We start from the raw sequence: 15,001 nt of genomic DNA, 5'->3' as shown, positions 1-15,001 counted from the left end.
TTCAGAAGTCGGCGAAGGTCGCTTCGTCGAGCCGCGCCACCGAATCCTGCGCGTACGCCCTCACATACGCCTCGCGGACCGCTTGGATCAGCGGATCGCGCTGACGCGCCTCGGTGGCCGGGTAGAGCAGGATCAATTCGTACGAACGTTCCCGCTCGATCGTTCCGTTGGAGTCGCGCCATTGGCCGCGACCTTCCTGGATCGTCAGCCCGTCGGGGAAGTGCGGCGACACATGGCGGTCGATGAAGGACATGAACTGCGCGTCCGTCACGTCCGGGCCTCCGCCGGGACGCTCCGTCCCGAAGAACAGCCGCGTCTCGACATAGCGTTCGCCGCGTTGCGGCTCGGTGGTGGCGGACGAGGCGATGGTCACGGTCCGCTCGCTGTCGAGGCCGGCCTGGGCGGTGGGCGTCGCGACCGCCAGTACGGCGATGGCGGCGCCCACGGCGGCGAACAGCGTCCGGTGCTTGACGGAGCGGCTGTGGGGGCGTGATGGGTGCGGGAAGGACAACGGAGGATCCCTTCGTTCGGTTGGTTCCATTCGGTTCGGTCCGGAAGCGCCGCCACGGCGCCGCACGCCACGGCACGGGTGGGCGCCGCACCGGCCTGCCGGCGGACGGCCTTCACTGTGGCAATCGCACCCAGGTCACGACCGTCGGAACGCCGACGACGTTCGGAAACCACCCGCTTGAGCGCAAGTCCCCCTCGACGGCACGGGGATGACGCCAGATGAGTGCGTCGCTCGCCCAGACCGGTGCCGACCCGCTGGCGTTCGGCGTACCGACGGGCGCTGCCATGGTGCTCGGCGGCCTCGTTCTCTACCGCCGCTTCCGCCCCGCATGGCGGGTCTGACGAGCCGCACGGCCGTTCACCGCACCGGGCGGTCCTTCTCCTGAGGAGGTCTGCCACGACGCCAGAACGGCATCGATCTCCGCGGCCACCCGGGCCCGTGCCTCGTGGCGGGCGACCCCCGCCGTGAGCAGGGCGTCGTAGCCGGTGTCGAGATGCCGCACCGACGCCCGTACCGCGGCCGTGACCGCTCCTTCCTCCAGGGACCGGCCGGCCGCGGTCCTGCCCACCCGGCCGCTGCCCCGCACCGACGCGTGCGCCGCTATGCCGGCGGCCCGCCCGGCGGGACAGCGGGGGAACAGCCGCACGATCTCCGCCGCCAGGGCCGCCGTGAACCGCACGTCCTCAGCCGCCCGGCGCACGGCGTCCCGGGCACGGCGCCGGGCCCGCGCCTCCGCGTCGGCCAGGCAGGCCGACTCGGCGCGGGCGAGTGCGTCCTCCTCGACCAGCAACCCCTGGCGCTCGTAACGGCTGTGGCGGCGGTTGAGGCGGACCACAACCGCGAACAGTGAACTCCCCTCGCGTGCCCGGCGCGTGAGCGCAGCGCTTCCCCGCTGCAGGTACACCAGGTGCCCGAGGTCGGCGCAGTCCAGGCAGACGGGGACTCCGGACTCCAGCACGTGCATCTCCAGCGGCCCTTGGCGGCACTCCGCGCAGTGTCTGCCCTTGAGCGGCTGGATCACCACCAGACCCATATCGGCAGCGTACCCAGCGGGTACGCTCCGCTCTCATGACACTGCACTGTGCCGTGCTCGACGACTACCAGGACGTCGCGCTCACCCTTGCCGACTGGTCCTCGCTCGCCGACACCGTCGAAGTCCGCTCTCTTCAGCAGCACTTCACCTCCGAGGAGGCTGTTGCCGCCGAGGTCGGCGACTGCGAGATCCTCGTGGTGATGCGCGAGCGGACTCCCGTCACCGCCTCGCTGCTCGCCCGCCTGCCGCGGCTGAGGCTCCTCATCACCTCGGGCATGCGCAACGCCTCCATAGACCTCGATGCGGCCGCACGCCACGGCGTCACCGTCTGCGGAACGGCCAGCAATTCCGAGCCGCCTGCCGAGCTGACCTGGGCGCTCATTCTGGGGCTCGCACGTCATGTGACGACGGAGAGCGCGGCGTTGCGCGGCGGCGGACCGTGGCAGTCCACCCTCGGCACGGACCTGCGCAGCAGCCGGCTGGCCCTGATGGGCCTCGGCAAGATCGGCGCCCAGGTCGCCCGGGTCGGTCATGCCTTCGGCATGGATGTCATGGCATGGAGCCGAAACCTGACCGACGAACGGGCCGCCGAGCACGGCGTCGTACGGGCGGCGTCGCTCGAAGAGCTCCTGGAAGCGGGCGACTTCGTCTCGGTGCATCTGCAGCTCTCCGACCGCACGCGCGGACTGGTCGGGGCCGCCGAACTCAAGCGGATGCGCCGCACCGCCTACCTCGTCAACACCTCACGGGCCGCCATCGTCGACCAGACCGCGTTGGTGCAGGCCCTGCGGGAGGGGTGGATCGCGGGTGCGGGCTCCGATGTCTTCGCCCACGAGCCGCTGCCCGCCGACGACCCGTTGCGCACCGCACCGAACTTCCTGGGCCTGCCCCACCTCGGATATGTCACGCGGCGCAATTACGAGGGGTACTTCCGGGAGGCGGTGGAGGACATCGCCGCGTACCTCGCGGGCAGCCCCCTCCGCACGCTCGTCGCCCCGCCCAAGGCCTGAGCGACCGCCGCTGATCGGGGCAGCGCTGCACTGCCCCTAACGCACGCCGGGCGCCGCGGCGCCGATGAACTCCGACAGCGTCTCGCGTGCCTGCTCGGAGCGCTGCGCGCGGTCCGACTCGTCCGGCGCCTCGTGCATGCAGTTGGTGACCTCGAAGGCGGCCGCGGCCAGTTCCAGCGCCTGCGGGTCGTCGCAGACCAACTGCACGCGGATCAGCGCCTGATGCGCGCTGGAGCGCAGCCGGTACGAGTCGATGCGGGCCTCCTCGGCCGCGGCGCTGCCCGGAGCCTCCAGCGCCCGGTGCCAGCGGTCGTTCTGCCCGCGCCGGTAGTCGACGAGCGCGCCCGCGAAGGCGCTGTACGCCGAGATCCGCTCCTGGCGCAGTTGCTCGGCGCGGGTGAGGGCGGCGCTGCGTTCGGCAGTCTGGCGCTGGAACAGGTGGGTGGCCACCGATCCGAGCAGAGTGCCGATGACCGCGATGACGGCTGTCCCCATGTGCGCGCTCCTGAGCTGCGGTGAATCGTGTGGGCGGCCGGTGGCCGCCGGCTTCACCCTGTGGCGGAACCCATCAGATCATCGCAGTGGAGAACGGCGTCAAGAGCGAGGTTCGTCCGTCGCGAAGAAGTGGCCGTCACCGGCCGTGCGGCGCGCCTCTGCGTCAGGCCCCGGAGCCGGATCACTCGCCGGTGGCGGCCACGCCGAATGTCGCGCACGACGTCAACGACGACGTCGCCGCGCAGCCGGCCGAGACGACCGCGCCCGACTCGGAGCGCGCGACTGCCGCCCCGACCGGTACGCAGCAGCGGATCACCCGGGTACCGGTCGCCGCGGACGTGGGCGAACGTCTCGGCCGCGTCCATATCTTGATGTGCGGGCCCGGTGCGAACCGCCTGCCGCTCATGGCAGGGTCGTGTCCATGGGGAACGAGGAGGCCGCCCGACTGTGGGCGCAGTTGTCACCGGCGGCGCGGGAACGCGTCGACGCGGAAGTCGTCGGGCGCCGGAGGCTGCATGCGGTGCTCGCGCTGCGTGAGGCGTTCCGGGAGGCGGGCAGCCGGCCGCCCGGTCTGTACGCCTGCCAGGCCGTGGTCGCGGCACGCGGCGAGGACCTCGCCGACCGGCTGGAGCCGCTGCCGCCGCCGGACGACGTGCCCACGCTCCTGGCCAGGGCGGCGGACCTGCCCGGCGTGCCCTTCGCCTTCGAGGCCGAGTGGGACGGGGACACCCAGGGCTGGATCGCCGATCTGTACGCGGTCCTGCCGGAGCCGGCAGGCCGGGTGCGCATCGGCTCCTTCCGCGACGGCGGCGGTGACCGGGGCGATGACAGCGGCGATCTGTACGGCCGGGCCGCCGAGGCCGGTCGTGCGCTCGGCGCGCGATTCGCGGTGCCCTTCCGCTTCTGTGCCGGCGACGGCCCCGGACCGGCGACGGCCCCCGACCGGCCGGGTGATGACCCGGCCGGTGATGACGGGGTCGGGTGATGATGGGGCCGTGCGACTCGAGGCGATCACCTGGGAGCGGCTGGCCGAGGGCGTGGCCGAGCGGGCGCTGCGGACCATCGCCGAGGACGGCAGCCCCTGGCTGCGCATCGGCATCGACGGAGCGCCCGCCGCACGCCCCGGCGAGCCCGCGCAGCGCATCGGCGACGCACTGCGGCTGCGCGGGCGCAGCGTTCTCGTGGTCGGCACGGGCGGGTTTCTGCGGCCCGCCTCGCTGCGCTACGAGTACGGGCGGGAGGACCCCGACTCGTATTACGGCTCCTGGTTCGACACGGGTGCCTTGTGGCGGGAGGTCTTCGGGCCCCTGGAACCGGGTGGTTCCGGGCGGGTGCTGCCGGATCTGTGGGATCCGGCGACGGATCGCGCGACGCGTTCTCCGCGTGTCGAACTCCCGCCGGGCGGGGTGCTGTTGCTGCACGGGCCGTTTCTGCTGGGCCACTGGTTCCCGTTCGATCTGACCGTGCATCTTCGGCTCTCCCCGGGCGCGCTGGAGCGCCGCACCGACAGGCAGGAGCGCTGGACGCTGCCGGCGTACGCGCGCTACGAGGAGGAGGTCCGGCCCGGGGAATCGGCCGACGTGCTCGTACACGCCGACGATCCCCGCCACCCCGCCTGGGGCGGACCGCCGTGACAGGCCGCGCGTGCCCCTCGGGTTCGCGCCGCCCGGCCTGGGGACGGACCGCCTGCCGTGACAGGCGCCGCCCGCCTGGGGCGGACCGCCGTGACAGACCGCCCGCCCACGACCGAGCCCCCGTGTGTTTCACGGTCGGCCGCCGACCAGCGTCACCGCCCTGGCCCCGGCCCGGCAGCCCTCCGTCGCGGCCGTGCGGGCGTCCGCGCCCGCCAGGCGGGCGGCGAGGAACGCGCCCGTGAACGCGTCGCCCGCGCCCGTCGTATCCACCGCCTCGGCCGGTTCCGCCGGGACGCGTGCCGTGACCCTGCCGGACTCGGCGAGCAGCGCGCCCTTTTCGCCCAGCGCACCACCGTGAGGGGCACGACGAGGCTGAGCTTCGCGGCGGCGTCGGCGGCGTCGGGCAGTCCGGTGAGCAGACGTGCCTCATCCGCGTTGGGGAACAGGATGTCCGCGCCGTGGAGGGCCGAGAGCATGCGCTCGACGCCCAGTCCGGCGATGAAGCCGGCCGAGGCCGGGTCCACGCTCACCGGAATGCCCCTCTCCCGTGCCGACCGCATCGCCAGCCCGGCGGCCTCCCCGCTCGCAGGGGAGAACAGGAGATAGCCCGAGAGGTGCAGATGGCCGACCCCGTCCAGCAGGGCCGGTGACCAGTCGCCGGGGCTCAGCCGGAGCACCGCCCCGCTGTCGGTGAGGAAGGTGCGCTCGGCTCCCTCGTCGACCAGGGCCACGACGGTGGCGGTCGGGGCCTGCGCGTCGGGCACCAGGTGCGCACGCACTCCCGCGGTCGTCAGCCGCTCGGCGTGCCACGCCATGTCCTCCTTGCCCGCGCGGGCGAGGAGCCGTACGTCGGCGCAGCCCCAACGGGCCGCCCAGCAGGCGGCATTGGCCCCGGCGCCGCCCGGCAGGATGCGGATGCGGGCGGCCGTGTCCGTGCCCCGCGCGAGCGGTGTGCGGTGACGTGCCACGACGTCGGTGACGACGTCGCCGACGACGAGCAGCCCGGGCGAGTGGGTCCGCCTGCCGCCGCCCGTCACGCGTAGGCCGCCGCGATGCGCGCCGCCAGACGTACGTTGCCCCGCACCGCCGCCAGGTTGGCCTCCAGTGACGCACCTTCCGAGTAGCGCATCAGCCGTTCCAGCAGGAACGGAGTGACGGCCTGCCCGGTGACTCCCTGCTCCTGCGCCTCGTGGAGCGCCCGCGCGAGCACCCGGTCGTGCAGCTCGGGGTCGAGCTGGTCCTCGGGCGGGACCGGGTTCGCCACGATCAGGGCCGAGTACGGCTCGGCCAGCAGGTCCTTGGCGTGCATGACCGCCGCGACCTCCTGGGGGGTGCGGACGGTCCAGTCGACCGGTTCGCCCGACGACGTCAGATAGAAGCCGGGAAAGCGGTCGGTCCCGTAGCCGACGACCCCCACACCGAGCGTCTCCAAGCGCTGCAGCGTGGCCGGCACGTCCAAGATCGATTTGACGCCCGCGCAGACCACGGTGAGGCCGACCTGCGCGAGCAGCCGCAGATCGGCCGACTCGTCCTGCGTCTGCGTCCACCCGCGGTGCACACCGCCGAGCCCGCCGGTCGCGAAGACGGCGATGCCCGCTCTGTCGGCGAGGAACGCCGTGGCGGACACGGTGGTCGCCCCGCTCGCGCCGGTCGCGAGGGCAGGAGCCAGGTCGCGATGGCCCAGCTTGCGCATGCCCGGGTCGGCGGCGACACGCTCCAACTCGGCCTTGCCCAGGCCGATGTGCGCCCGCCCGTCGAGCACGGCGATCGTGGCAGGCACGGCTCCCTCGGCCCGTACCAGCTCCTCCAGCTCCTCGGCCACGGCCAGATTGCGGGGGCGGGGCAACCCGTGCGCGATGATCGTCGACTCCAGGGCGACGACGGGCGCGTCGGCGTCGAGCGCCTCCCGTACTTCTTCGGACACCGTTATCGCGGTCTTCAGCATGTCCCATCCCTGGCACGGCGGCGGGTCGCCCAAACGTCGCCAGACAGCCGTGCGCGGCCCGGCGGGGGTGGGCCGGCTACGCGCTCTCCGCCTTCTCCCGCCTCGGACGGCTGATCGCCGGCGGCGCGACGGGCGGCATCGCCGCGGCACTGGCCGCCGACCGCATCGGCAAGGGCATCCGCACGGAGCCCCGGGACGCGCTGATCACCCTCAGCGGCCCGCCCGACGCACTCGGCCGGGCCGTCGGCGTCCACCGCGCGATGGACACGACCGGCGCACTGCTCGGACCGCTCGCCGCGTTCGCCCTGCTGTGGGCGACGGCCGACGCCTACCATGCCGTCTTCGTCGGCAGCTTCTGCACCGGCTGCCCGGGTGGTGCTGCTCGTCGTGCTCGTCCCCGACAGGACGGCCCCGAGGCACCCCGAGCCCCGCCACAGCCCCGCCCGACCGGACCACTCTGCGCGCATCGGTCGTCCAGCCCCTGCGCAACCCCGTCTTCCGCAGCATCCCGGTCGCCGCCGCCCTGCTGGGCGGCTGCGACCACCGGAGACGCATTCGTGCACCTGCTGCTCCAGCGCAGGGCTGGACATCGGCGGCAACTGGTTCCCCCTGCTGCCGCTCGGCGCAGGTGCCGTCTACCTGCTGCTCGCCGTGCCCGCGGGCCGCGTCGCGGACCGGGTCGGACGCCGGCTGCCCTTCCTGAGCGGGCACGGCGCGCTGCCCGCCGCGTACCTGCTGCTGCTCGCGCAGGCCGGCGAGGCCCTGCTGCTGGTTCCCGTCCTGATCCTGCTCGGCGTCTTCCACGCGGCGACGGACGGAGTGCTCATGGCCATGGCCGGCCCCCTGCTCCCGGCCACCCGCAGGGCTGGCGCTGATGCGGACCGGTCAGGCCGTCGCACGGCTGTTCGCGGCGGCCGGATTCGGGGCGGCGTGGACGATCTGGGGACCGGGGACCGCACTGGTCCTGGCAGCCGGCGCGATGGGCGCGGCGCTGTCGGTTGCGTGGGCCGTACTGCCGGCATCCATGGATGCGCCGCTTACCGAACGGAGCGCGTGATGAACCTGTCCCGGCTCACCGTCCGGGCCCGCGCCGGGGTGCTCGCACTCGCGGCCCTCGCCCTTGCGGGTGTGGCCGTCGGCTACACCGTTCGCGTGGCGGAGCGCCACCCCGAACCGGCGACGGCCGAGACCTCGTTCACCCTCCAGCGCCCCCGGCTCTACTTCCGCAGCACGGCATCCGCTGGTGACGGGAACGGCGGCCGCGTCGCCCACCGCCCCGTGGACGGCTCCGCCTCCCGCGCGCACGGTCGGCGGCGGCCCGGCGTGCGAACGGTTCCACCCGGCGGGCGGCACCGGCCTGTGCCTGCAGCGACGGCCCGGGGTGCCGCCGGACACGTAGCCGTCGTCTTCGACCGGCGCGTGCGCGAGGTACGCAGGATCGCGGTGCCCGGCATCCCCCACCGGGCCCTGGTATCGGCCTCTGGGCGGATGCCGGCGTGGAAGAACTTCGCCGTCGGCGACTCGTACGCCTCTTCGTCCTTCTCCACGCGCACGTCGATCGTCGACCTGCGCACGGGCTTTCTGGTCAAGAACATGGAGCAGATCCCGCTGACGATCTACGGACGCCGCCACCACGCTCCGGACGTCAACTGCTCCGGACGTCAACTACTGGGGCGTGACGTTCGCCCGCGACGACAACCGCTTCTACGCGACCGGCTCGACACAGGGCCGCAGGTCTCTCGTGGAAGGCGACATGGGCGCATGGTCGGCGCGGGCGCTGCGGGGAGAACGTCGAATGCCTCTCCCTGTCTCAGGAGGGCAGCCCGCGTCGGCGCCGGTGACTCACTTCCTGGCACCGGCCAGGTCGTGCAGGCCGGCCCGCGTCCGCGCCGGCGCACTTCCTGGCACCGGCCCGGTCGCCTGGCACCGGCCCGGCTCATGCCCGCGTCCGCGCGCGCCACACCGCCAGCGCGGCCATCGGGAGCAGCAGCACCGCGCCGATCGCGTTCAGCCAGCCGTAGCCCGCCTGGGCCACCACCAGGCCCGCCGCCGCCCCGCCCAGGCCGGCCGCTGTGTTCATCGTCAGGTCCGACAGGCCCTGGACCGCCGCCCGGGCGGGCTGGGGCACAGAGTCCGTCAGGAGCGTGGATCCGGCCACCAGGCCCGCCGACCAGCCGAGGCCCAGCAGGAACAGGCCGGCCGCCGTCCGGCCGTGGCTCGGGCCCGCCGTACCGGCCAGCAGCGCCGCTGTGCTGAGCAGGCCCGCCGCCAGGCCGATCACGGCCAGCCGGCCGATACGGTCGGCCAGCCAGCCCATCACCGGCGAGAACGCGTACATGCCCGCGATATGGCCGCTGATCACCAGGCCGATCAGCTGGATCCCGGCACCGTGGTGGCTCAGCGCGACCGGGGTCATCGACATGATCGACACCATCGCGGTGTGTGACACGGCGACCGTCACGAGCGCCAGCTGTGCCATCGGGGAGTCGCGTACCGCCCGTACCCCCGCACGCAGCGAACGGCCCTCGGGGGAGCGGTCGCCCGGGGACAGCGCGCGGGCTGCCAGCAGCGGGTCGGGCCGCAGCAGGACCAGCACGAGCACCGCCGAGACCAGGAAGACGCCCGCCGCCCAGAGGAACGGACCAGCGGCCGCCGGAATGCCGATGCCGGACACACTGCGTCCGGCGGGTGAGGCGATGTTCGGGCCGAGCACCGCCCCGATCGTCGTCGCCCACACCACCGTGGAGATCGCCCGCCCGCGCCGCTCCGGTTCGGCCAGGTCGGCCGCGGCGAACCGGGCCTGGAGATTCGCCGACGAGGCCGCGCCGAAGCCCGCCATGCCGAGCAGCAGGAGCGGGAAGTTGTCGACGACGGCGGCCACCACGACCACGCCCGCACCCAGTGCCCCGATGAGATACGCGAGGACCAGACCCGGCCGCCGTCCTCGGGCGGTCATCAGGGCGGCCAGCGGCACCGAGAGCAGTGCGGTCCCGGCCACGGTCGCGGTCGGCGCGAGCCCGGAAAAGGCCTCTGTGCCGCTGACCTGCTGCGCCAGTACCGCGGCCAGCGCGATACCGGTGGCGAGGCCCAGGCCGCCCAGGATCTGGCTCGCGATCAGCACGGCGTTGATGCGGCGCCGCAGCGCCGGGAGCTCGGCGGCCCCGATGACAGCGGCCTTGGATATGTCAGGAGCGTCAGGGCTGATGGTCACTTGGCGCAGTCTGCCAGCGGCCACGCCCGGACGAAACCGCGTATGCCAAGGGCGCCCGCGCCGGAGTGCCTCGTGCGGACGTCCATCCCGAGCGACCGCGCGGCCGTGCCGGCTGGGCGACCGCGCCTCGGTGCCCGGTGCGGACGACGACCCCGAGCGATCGTGCGGGCGTGCCGGCTGCGGACCGTGTCAGAGACCGTGTCAGAACAGCGGCTCCGGCAGCACGCCCTCCAGCGCGAGCAGCCTGCGCTTCGTTTCCAGGCCCCCGCCGAAGCCGCCGAGACCTCCGTCCGTCTCCACCACCCGGTGGCACGGCACCACGACCGGCAGCGGATTGGAGCCCATCGCCGCCCCGACCGCCTGGGCAGCAGCCGGCCGGCCGGCTCGCGCCGCGAGGTCTCCGTAGCCGACGACCGCCCCGTACGGCGCGGCGGCCAGCAGCTCGCGCAGCACCTGGCGGTTGAAACCCGCCGACAGCGACCAGTCCAGCGGCAGGTCGAACTCCCGCAGGCGACCCTCGAAGTACGCCCGCAGCTGGCGTATCGGCTCGGCGAGCCGACCGGTCGCCGTCTCGACCGGTCCGGCCCCGAGCCGGTCCGCCAACTGCTTCAGCGCCCGATCCCGCACCGCGGGCAGGGCATGGAACACCACGCTCACGAGACCGTCGCCGGTCGCCGCGAGCAGCAGCGGCCCGATGTCCGTGGCGACGACGCTCCACTCGAAGGTGTTCCTGCCGGTGGTCTTCATACGGACCACCGTACGGCCGGGCACCGACATCGACGCCGGACCGCCACCGCAGCGGCCCTCAGTCGACAGCGTCCCGTACGACGTCGGGGTTGTTGGTGATGATCCCGTCCACCCCGAAGGCGTCCACGCGCGCGGCACCCGCCGCGTCGTTCACCGTCCAGGTGTTGACCCGCAGAGGCTTGCCGTGTGCGCCGTTGAGCGCGTGGACGGCCGCGACGTACTCGGCGGTGAGGGAGGTGTGCGTGGGGTTGATCTGGTCGGTGAACGCCGCGTACGCCGGCAGATCGGCGACGGCCGGCGTACCGAGGAAGCCGGTGGTGACGTCAGGCCGCTGCTGGTGCACGGCCCTCACGCTGTCCGCGCCGAAGCTCTGGATGACGAGCCTGCCCGCCACATGCCGGCGGTCCAGCCAGCCCTCCTCGCCCAGCACCCGGAGCGTGTCCAGCTCGATGCCCGGGTACAGCTCGGGCTTCTTGATCTCCAGGAGGAGCTTCTGGTTGTTGGTGTCGACGCGGTTCAGGTACTGCTTCAGCGTGGGCACCCGCGCGCCCGCCCACGTGGCGCCGCGCCAACTACCCGCGTCGAGGCGGGCGATCTCGGCGGCGGTGAAGTCCTTCACCTTCCACGGCGCGCGGTCGGGGAAGATCCGCTCCACGTCGGTGGTCCGGGCGAGTGAATCGTCGTGCACGACGACCAGTTCGCCGTCCTTGGTGCGCTGGACGTCGTTCTCGACCCACACGAAGCCCATGCTGTCCGCGAGATCGACCGCCGCGAGGGTGTTCTCGGGGGCGTAGGCGGAGGCACCGCGGTGGGCGATCACGAGCGGTTCGTCGTGCTGCGCGGCGGTTTCGGGCGTGGCGGATGCCGAGCCGGGAGCCAGGAACGCGGCGATTCCCAGTGCGGTGGCGGCCAGGGCTGCGACGGGGCGTGCGTGCACAGGACTTCCTCACGTCGTCGGGTCACGGACGGGCCGAGAGTGACAGTCGTCGGTCAACGTGGGACAGGCGAAGTATGGCCACAACGTGAACGGATCCGCCCTCCGGAGACCACACTCCTCGCGTGTGTCGACAAATCGCTGCCCCGGCGTTTGCATCCCGTTCCCCTGGCCGTACTCTCGCCCACAACCGGACGTTCCCTCTCGATCGCGGTGGTCACAGGGGAACAGAGGGCGCGGGCACAGGGGATCACGCGTTGAAGGGCCAGGGGATGCAGGGCACGGTGGACGGTTTCGGCTACGGCCTCGTCACCCCGGTGGCGGCCTATCTCATGGCCTGCCTGGGCGGCGCCCTGGGCCTGCGCTGCACCACGCGGTCCGTGCGCCACCACGGCCGCTTCAAGGCCGGCTGGCTCGCGCTCGGCGCCACGGCCATCGGCTCCGGGATCTGGACGATGCACTTCATCGCGATGATGGGGTTCACCGTCGAAGAGGCACCCATCAGCTACCACAGGCCGACGACGTACGCGAGCCTGGCCGTGGCCGTCGTCATGGTCGGCATCGGGATATTCATCGTCGGCCACCGCGGCACGTCCGTGATGGTGCTGGTCACCGGCGGAACGCTCACAGGGCTCGGCATCGCCTCCATGCACTATCTGGGCATGGCCGGAATGCGCCTGCGGGGCACCCTCGAATACGACACCCTCACCGTGGCGCTCTCCGTGGTGATCGCCGTCGTCGCGGCGACCGCCGCGCTGTGGGCGGCGGTGTCCGTGCACGGCTTCCTGGCCAGTCTCGGTGCCGGCCTCACGATGGGCATCGCCGTGAGCGGCATGCACTACGTCGGGATGGCGGCCGTGAGTGTCCATCTGCACCCGGTGATCGACCTGACGGCCGCGGGCGAGTCCCCGGCCGGCCTCCTCGCGCCCGTCCTCGTCGGTCCCGCCGTCTTCCTGCTGCTCGCCGCCGTCGTGGTGATGTTCGACCCGCTGCTCGTGCTGGGCGAACCGGAACGGGGGTGGAGCGCCCGCGACGGGGGCCGGCGCGCGGGAGTGCCGGCCGGCCGCGGGACGGTGTCGAGCCGTCGCCCCGCCGCCTGGGCCGCCGACCGCGACCTGGCTCGTGGCCGGGCTCGTGACCGTTACCGCCGCCGGCGTCTCACGGGGCGTGCCGACGGCCGCTGAGCACCTTTCCAGGGGGCGTGGCCTACGCAGCACGGCGGGAAAGCTGCTGGTAGGCACGGGTCCTGTCGGCGATCGGGGCCTGGCGGGGGACCGGAGTCCCGGCCGTTCAGGCCCGGCTGTCAGTGGTGGGTCGTACGGTGGATTCCATGCGGCCCGTTTCCAAGATCGAACGTACGGTGGCGCCTTTCGAGGTCGTCAGCCCCTACCAGCCCAGCGGCGACCAGCCGACGGCCATCGCCGACCTGGAGCGGCGTATCCGCGCGGGCGAGAAGGACATCGTCCTGCTCGGCGCGACGGGCACCGGCAAGTCGGCGACCACCGCCTGGATGATCGAGAAGCTCCAGCGCCCCACCCTGGTGATGGCGCCGAACAAGACTCTGGCCGCCCAGCTGGCGAACGAATTCCGCGAGCTCCTGCCGAACAACGCGGTGGAGTACTTCGTCTCGTACTACGACTACTACCAGCCCGAGGCGTACGTCCCGCAGTCGGACACCTACATCGAGAAGGACTCCTCGATCAACGAGGAGGTCGAGCGCCTGCGCCACTCGGCGACGAACTCACTGCTCACCCGCCGTGATGTGGTGGTCGTCGCCTCCGTTTCCTGCATCTACGGCCTCGGCACGCCGCAGGAGTACGTGGACCGCATGGTCCAGCTCAATGTCGGCGACGAGATCGACCGGGACCTGCTGCTGCGCCGCTTCGTCGACATCCAGTACACGCGCAACGACGTGGCCTTCCAGCGCGGCACCTTCCGGGTGCGCGGTGACACCATCGAGATCTTCCCGGTCTACGAGGAGCTCGCGGTCCGCATCGAGATGTTCGGCGACGAGATCGAGGCCCTGTCCACCCTCCACCCCCTCACCGGCGAGATCCTCACCGAGGACCAGTCGCTGTACGTCTTCCCCGCCAGTCACTACGTGGCCGGCCCCGAGCGCATGGAGAAGGCGGTCAACGGGATCGAGGCCGAGCTGGAGCAACGCCTCGCGGAGCTCGACAGGCAGGGCAAGCTGCTGGAGTCCCAGCGGCTGCGCATGCGTACGACGTACGACATCGAGATGATGCGCCAGATCGGCTCCTGCTCGGGCATCGAGAACTACTCGATGCACTTCGACGACCGTGAGCCCGGCTCCCCGCCGAACACCCTCCTCGACTACTTCCCCGAGGACTTCCTGCTCGTCATCGACGAATCGCATGTGACGGTCCCGCAGATCGGCGCGATGTACGAGGGCGACGCCTCCCGCAAGCGCACGCTGGTGGACCACGGCTTCCGGCTGCCGTCCGCACTCGACAACCGTCCGCTGAAGTGGGAGGAGTTCAAGGAGCGGATCGGCCAGACCGTCTACCTGTCCGCCACTCCGGGTGCCTACGAGCTCTCGCGCGGCGACGGCTTCGTGGAGCAGATCATCCGTCCCACCGGTCTCGTCGACCCGGAGGTCGTCGTCAAGCCCACCGAGGGCCAGATCGACGACCTGGTGCACGAGATCCGGCTGCGCACGGAGAAGGACGAGAGGGTCCTCGTCACCACGCTCACCAAGAAGATGGCCGAGGACCTCACGGACTACTTCCTCGAGCTGGGCATCCAGGTCCGTTACCTCCACAGCGACGTCGACACCCTGCGCCGCGTCGAGCTGCTGCGCGAACTGCGCGCGGGCGAGTACGACGTCCTCGTCGGCATCAACCTCCTGCGCGAGGGCCTCGACCTCCCCGAGGTCTCGCTGGTGGCGATCCTGGACGCCGACAAGGAGGGATTCCTGCGCTCCGGGACCTCCCTGATCCAGACCATCGGCCGCGCGGCGCGCAATGTCTCCGGCCAGGTCCATATGTACGCGGACAAGATCACAGCCGCGATGGAGAAGGCCATCGAGGAGACCAACCGCCGCCGCGAGAAGCAGATCGCGTACAACACGGAGAGGGGCATCGATCCGCAGCCGCTCCGCAAGAAGATCAACGACATCGTCGCGACCATCGCGCGCGAGGAGGTCGACACCGAGCAACTGCTGGGCTCCGGCTACCGCCAGGCGAAGGCCGAGAAGGCGGGCAAGGCCGCCAAGGCCCCCGTTCCGGCTCTCGGCACGTCGGGCGGCAGGAAGGGCGAGGTGCTCAGCGACCGTCCCGCGGCCGAACTGGCCGGAATCATCGAGGAGATGACCGAGCGGATGCGGGCCGCCGCGGCAGAGCTGCAGTTCGAGGTGGCCGCACGACTGCGCGACGAAGTGAGCGAGTTGAAGAAGGAGCTCCGCCAGATGAAGGAGGCGGGTCTCGCGTGAAGCAGCCGGGACGCTGTGTTGCAAGACCGA

General features: G+C 72.3%; 14 protein-coding genes and 1 pseudogene. 7 read left to right on the top strand and 8 right to left on the bottom strand.

The window, feature by feature from the left end; translation table 11 throughout:
• Window position 1 precedes the first annotated feature (1 nt).
• Window positions 2-541 carry a DUF3574 domain-containing protein gene (locus tag ACH5AF_RS14495; RefSeq protein WP_398901992.1) on the bottom strand — a complete coding sequence of 180 codons (540 nt, stop codon included), beginning with the start codon at window positions 539-541 and terminating at the stop codon, window positions 2-4.
• 188 nt (window positions 542-729) lie between these two features.
• On the opposite strand from ACH5AF_RS14495, the gene ACH5AF_RS14490 reads away from it, so the two are divergent.
• The gene (locus tag ACH5AF_RS14490; protein ID WP_398901991.1) at window positions 730-852 is read left to right on the top strand and encodes an LPXTG cell wall anchor domain-containing protein; all 123 of its coding nucleotides are present in this window, start codon (window positions 730-732) and stop codon (window positions 850-852) included.
• Here the strand turns inward: ACH5AF_RS14490 and ACH5AF_RS14485 are convergent.
• Complete coding sequence (locus ACH5AF_RS14485; RefSeq protein WP_398901990.1) at window positions 819-1,544, bottom strand: DUF2293 domain-containing protein; 726 nt, start codon at window positions 1,542-1,544, stop codon at window positions 819-821. The genes ACH5AF_RS14490 and ACH5AF_RS14485 overlap by 34 nt on opposite strands.
• 35 nt (window positions 1,545-1,579) lie before the next feature.
• On the opposite strand from ACH5AF_RS14485, the gene ACH5AF_RS14480 reads away from it, so the two are divergent.
• Window positions 1,580-2,554 carry a D-2-hydroxyacid dehydrogenase family protein gene (locus tag ACH5AF_RS14480; RefSeq protein WP_398901989.1) on the top strand — a complete coding sequence of 325 codons (975 nt, stop codon included), beginning with the start codon at window positions 1,580-1,582 and terminating at the stop codon, window positions 2,552-2,554.
• 36 nt (window positions 2,555-2,590) lie between these two features.
• On the opposite strand, the gene ACH5AF_RS14475 is transcribed toward ACH5AF_RS14480, so the two are convergent.
• The gene (locus tag ACH5AF_RS14475) at window positions 2,591-3,049 is read right to left on the bottom strand and encodes a hypothetical protein (protein WP_398901988.1); all 459 of its coding nucleotides are present in this window, start codon (window positions 3,047-3,049) and stop codon (window positions 2,591-2,593) included.
• 421 nt (window positions 3,050-3,470) lie between these two features.
• Between ACH5AF_RS14475 and ACH5AF_RS14470 the strand changes: the two genes are divergently transcribed.
• On the top strand, window positions 3,471-4,034 hold the full coding sequence (locus tag ACH5AF_RS14470; protein WP_398901987.1) for a hypothetical protein: 564 nt from the start codon (window positions 3,471-3,473) through the stop codon (window positions 4,032-4,034).
• A 10-nt stretch (window positions 4,035-4,044) separates the two neighbouring features.
• Entirely contained in the window at window positions 4,045-4,683 is a 639-nt protein-coding gene (locus ACH5AF_RS14465; protein ID WP_398901986.1) for a uridine kinase, read from the top strand.
• Between the two features lie 129 nt (window positions 4,684-4,812).
• Here the strand turns inward: ACH5AF_RS14465 and ACH5AF_RS14460 are convergent.
• Window positions 4,813-5,720 (bottom strand): annotated as a pseudogene (locus tag ACH5AF_RS14460) (carbohydrate kinase family protein).
• Window positions 5,717-6,628, bottom strand: coding sequence for a pseudouridine-5'-phosphate glycosidase (locus ACH5AF_RS14455; protein ID WP_398901985.1), 912 nt, complete (start codon window positions 6,626-6,628; stop codon window positions 5,717-5,719). The pseudogene ACH5AF_RS14460 and the gene ACH5AF_RS14455 overlap by 4 nt, the downstream one beginning before the upstream one ends.
• An 874-nt stretch (window positions 6,629-7,502) precedes the next feature.
• On the opposite strand from ACH5AF_RS14455, the gene ACH5AF_RS14450 reads away from it, so the two are divergent.
• The gene (locus ACH5AF_RS14450) at window positions 7,503-7,685 is read left to right on the top strand and encodes a hypothetical protein (RefSeq protein ID WP_398901984.1); all 183 of its coding nucleotides are present in this window, start codon (window positions 7,503-7,505) and stop codon (window positions 7,683-7,685) included.
• 879 nt (window positions 7,686-8,564) lie between these two features.
• Here the strand turns inward: ACH5AF_RS14450 and ACH5AF_RS14445 are convergent.
• The 3 genes from ACH5AF_RS14445 to ACH5AF_RS14435 form a co-directional block, all read right to left on the bottom strand.
• Window positions 8,565-9,839, bottom strand: coding sequence for an MFS transporter (locus tag ACH5AF_RS14445; protein WP_398901983.1), 1,275 nt, complete (start codon window positions 9,837-9,839; stop codon window positions 8,565-8,567).
• A gap of 201 nt (window positions 9,840-10,040) precedes the next feature.
• Complete coding sequence (locus tag ACH5AF_RS14440) at window positions 10,041-10,586, bottom strand: methylated-DNA--[protein]-cysteine S-methyltransferase (RefSeq protein WP_398901982.1); 546 nt, start codon at window positions 10,584-10,586, stop codon at window positions 10,041-10,043.
• A 58-nt stretch (window positions 10,587-10,644) separates the two neighbouring features.
• Entirely contained in the window at window positions 10,645-11,523 is an 879-nt protein-coding gene (locus ACH5AF_RS14435) for a glycerophosphodiester phosphodiesterase (protein ID WP_398901981.1), read from the bottom strand.
• Window positions 11,524-11,792: 269 nt separating this feature from the next.
• On the opposite strand from ACH5AF_RS14435, the gene ACH5AF_RS14430 reads away from it, so the two are divergent.
• Both ACH5AF_RS14430 and uvrB read left to right on the top strand, forming a co-directional pair.
• Window positions 11,793-12,704 (top strand): MHYT domain-containing protein, encoded by a 912-nt coding sequence (locus ACH5AF_RS14430; RefSeq protein WP_398901980.1) that lies wholly within the window; start codon window positions 11,793-11,795, stop codon window positions 12,702-12,704.
• A 146-nt stretch (window positions 12,705-12,850) separates the two neighbouring features.
• Window positions 12,851-14,971, top strand: a complete 2,121-nt coding sequence (uvrB, locus tag ACH5AF_RS14425; RefSeq protein WP_398901979.1) for an excinuclease ABC subunit UvrB — start codon at window positions 12,851-12,853, stop codon at window positions 14,969-14,971.
• The last annotated feature ends 30 nt before the right edge of the window (window positions 14,972-15,001 follow it).

Origin of the sequence: Streptomyces sp. NPDC018833 (assembly GCF_044390825.1) — a bacterium.
Classification (GTDB): domain Bacteria; phylum Actinomycetota; class Actinomycetes; order Streptomycetales; family Streptomycetaceae; genus Streptomyces.
This window is presented reverse-complemented; position numbering and strand designations above follow the sequence as displayed.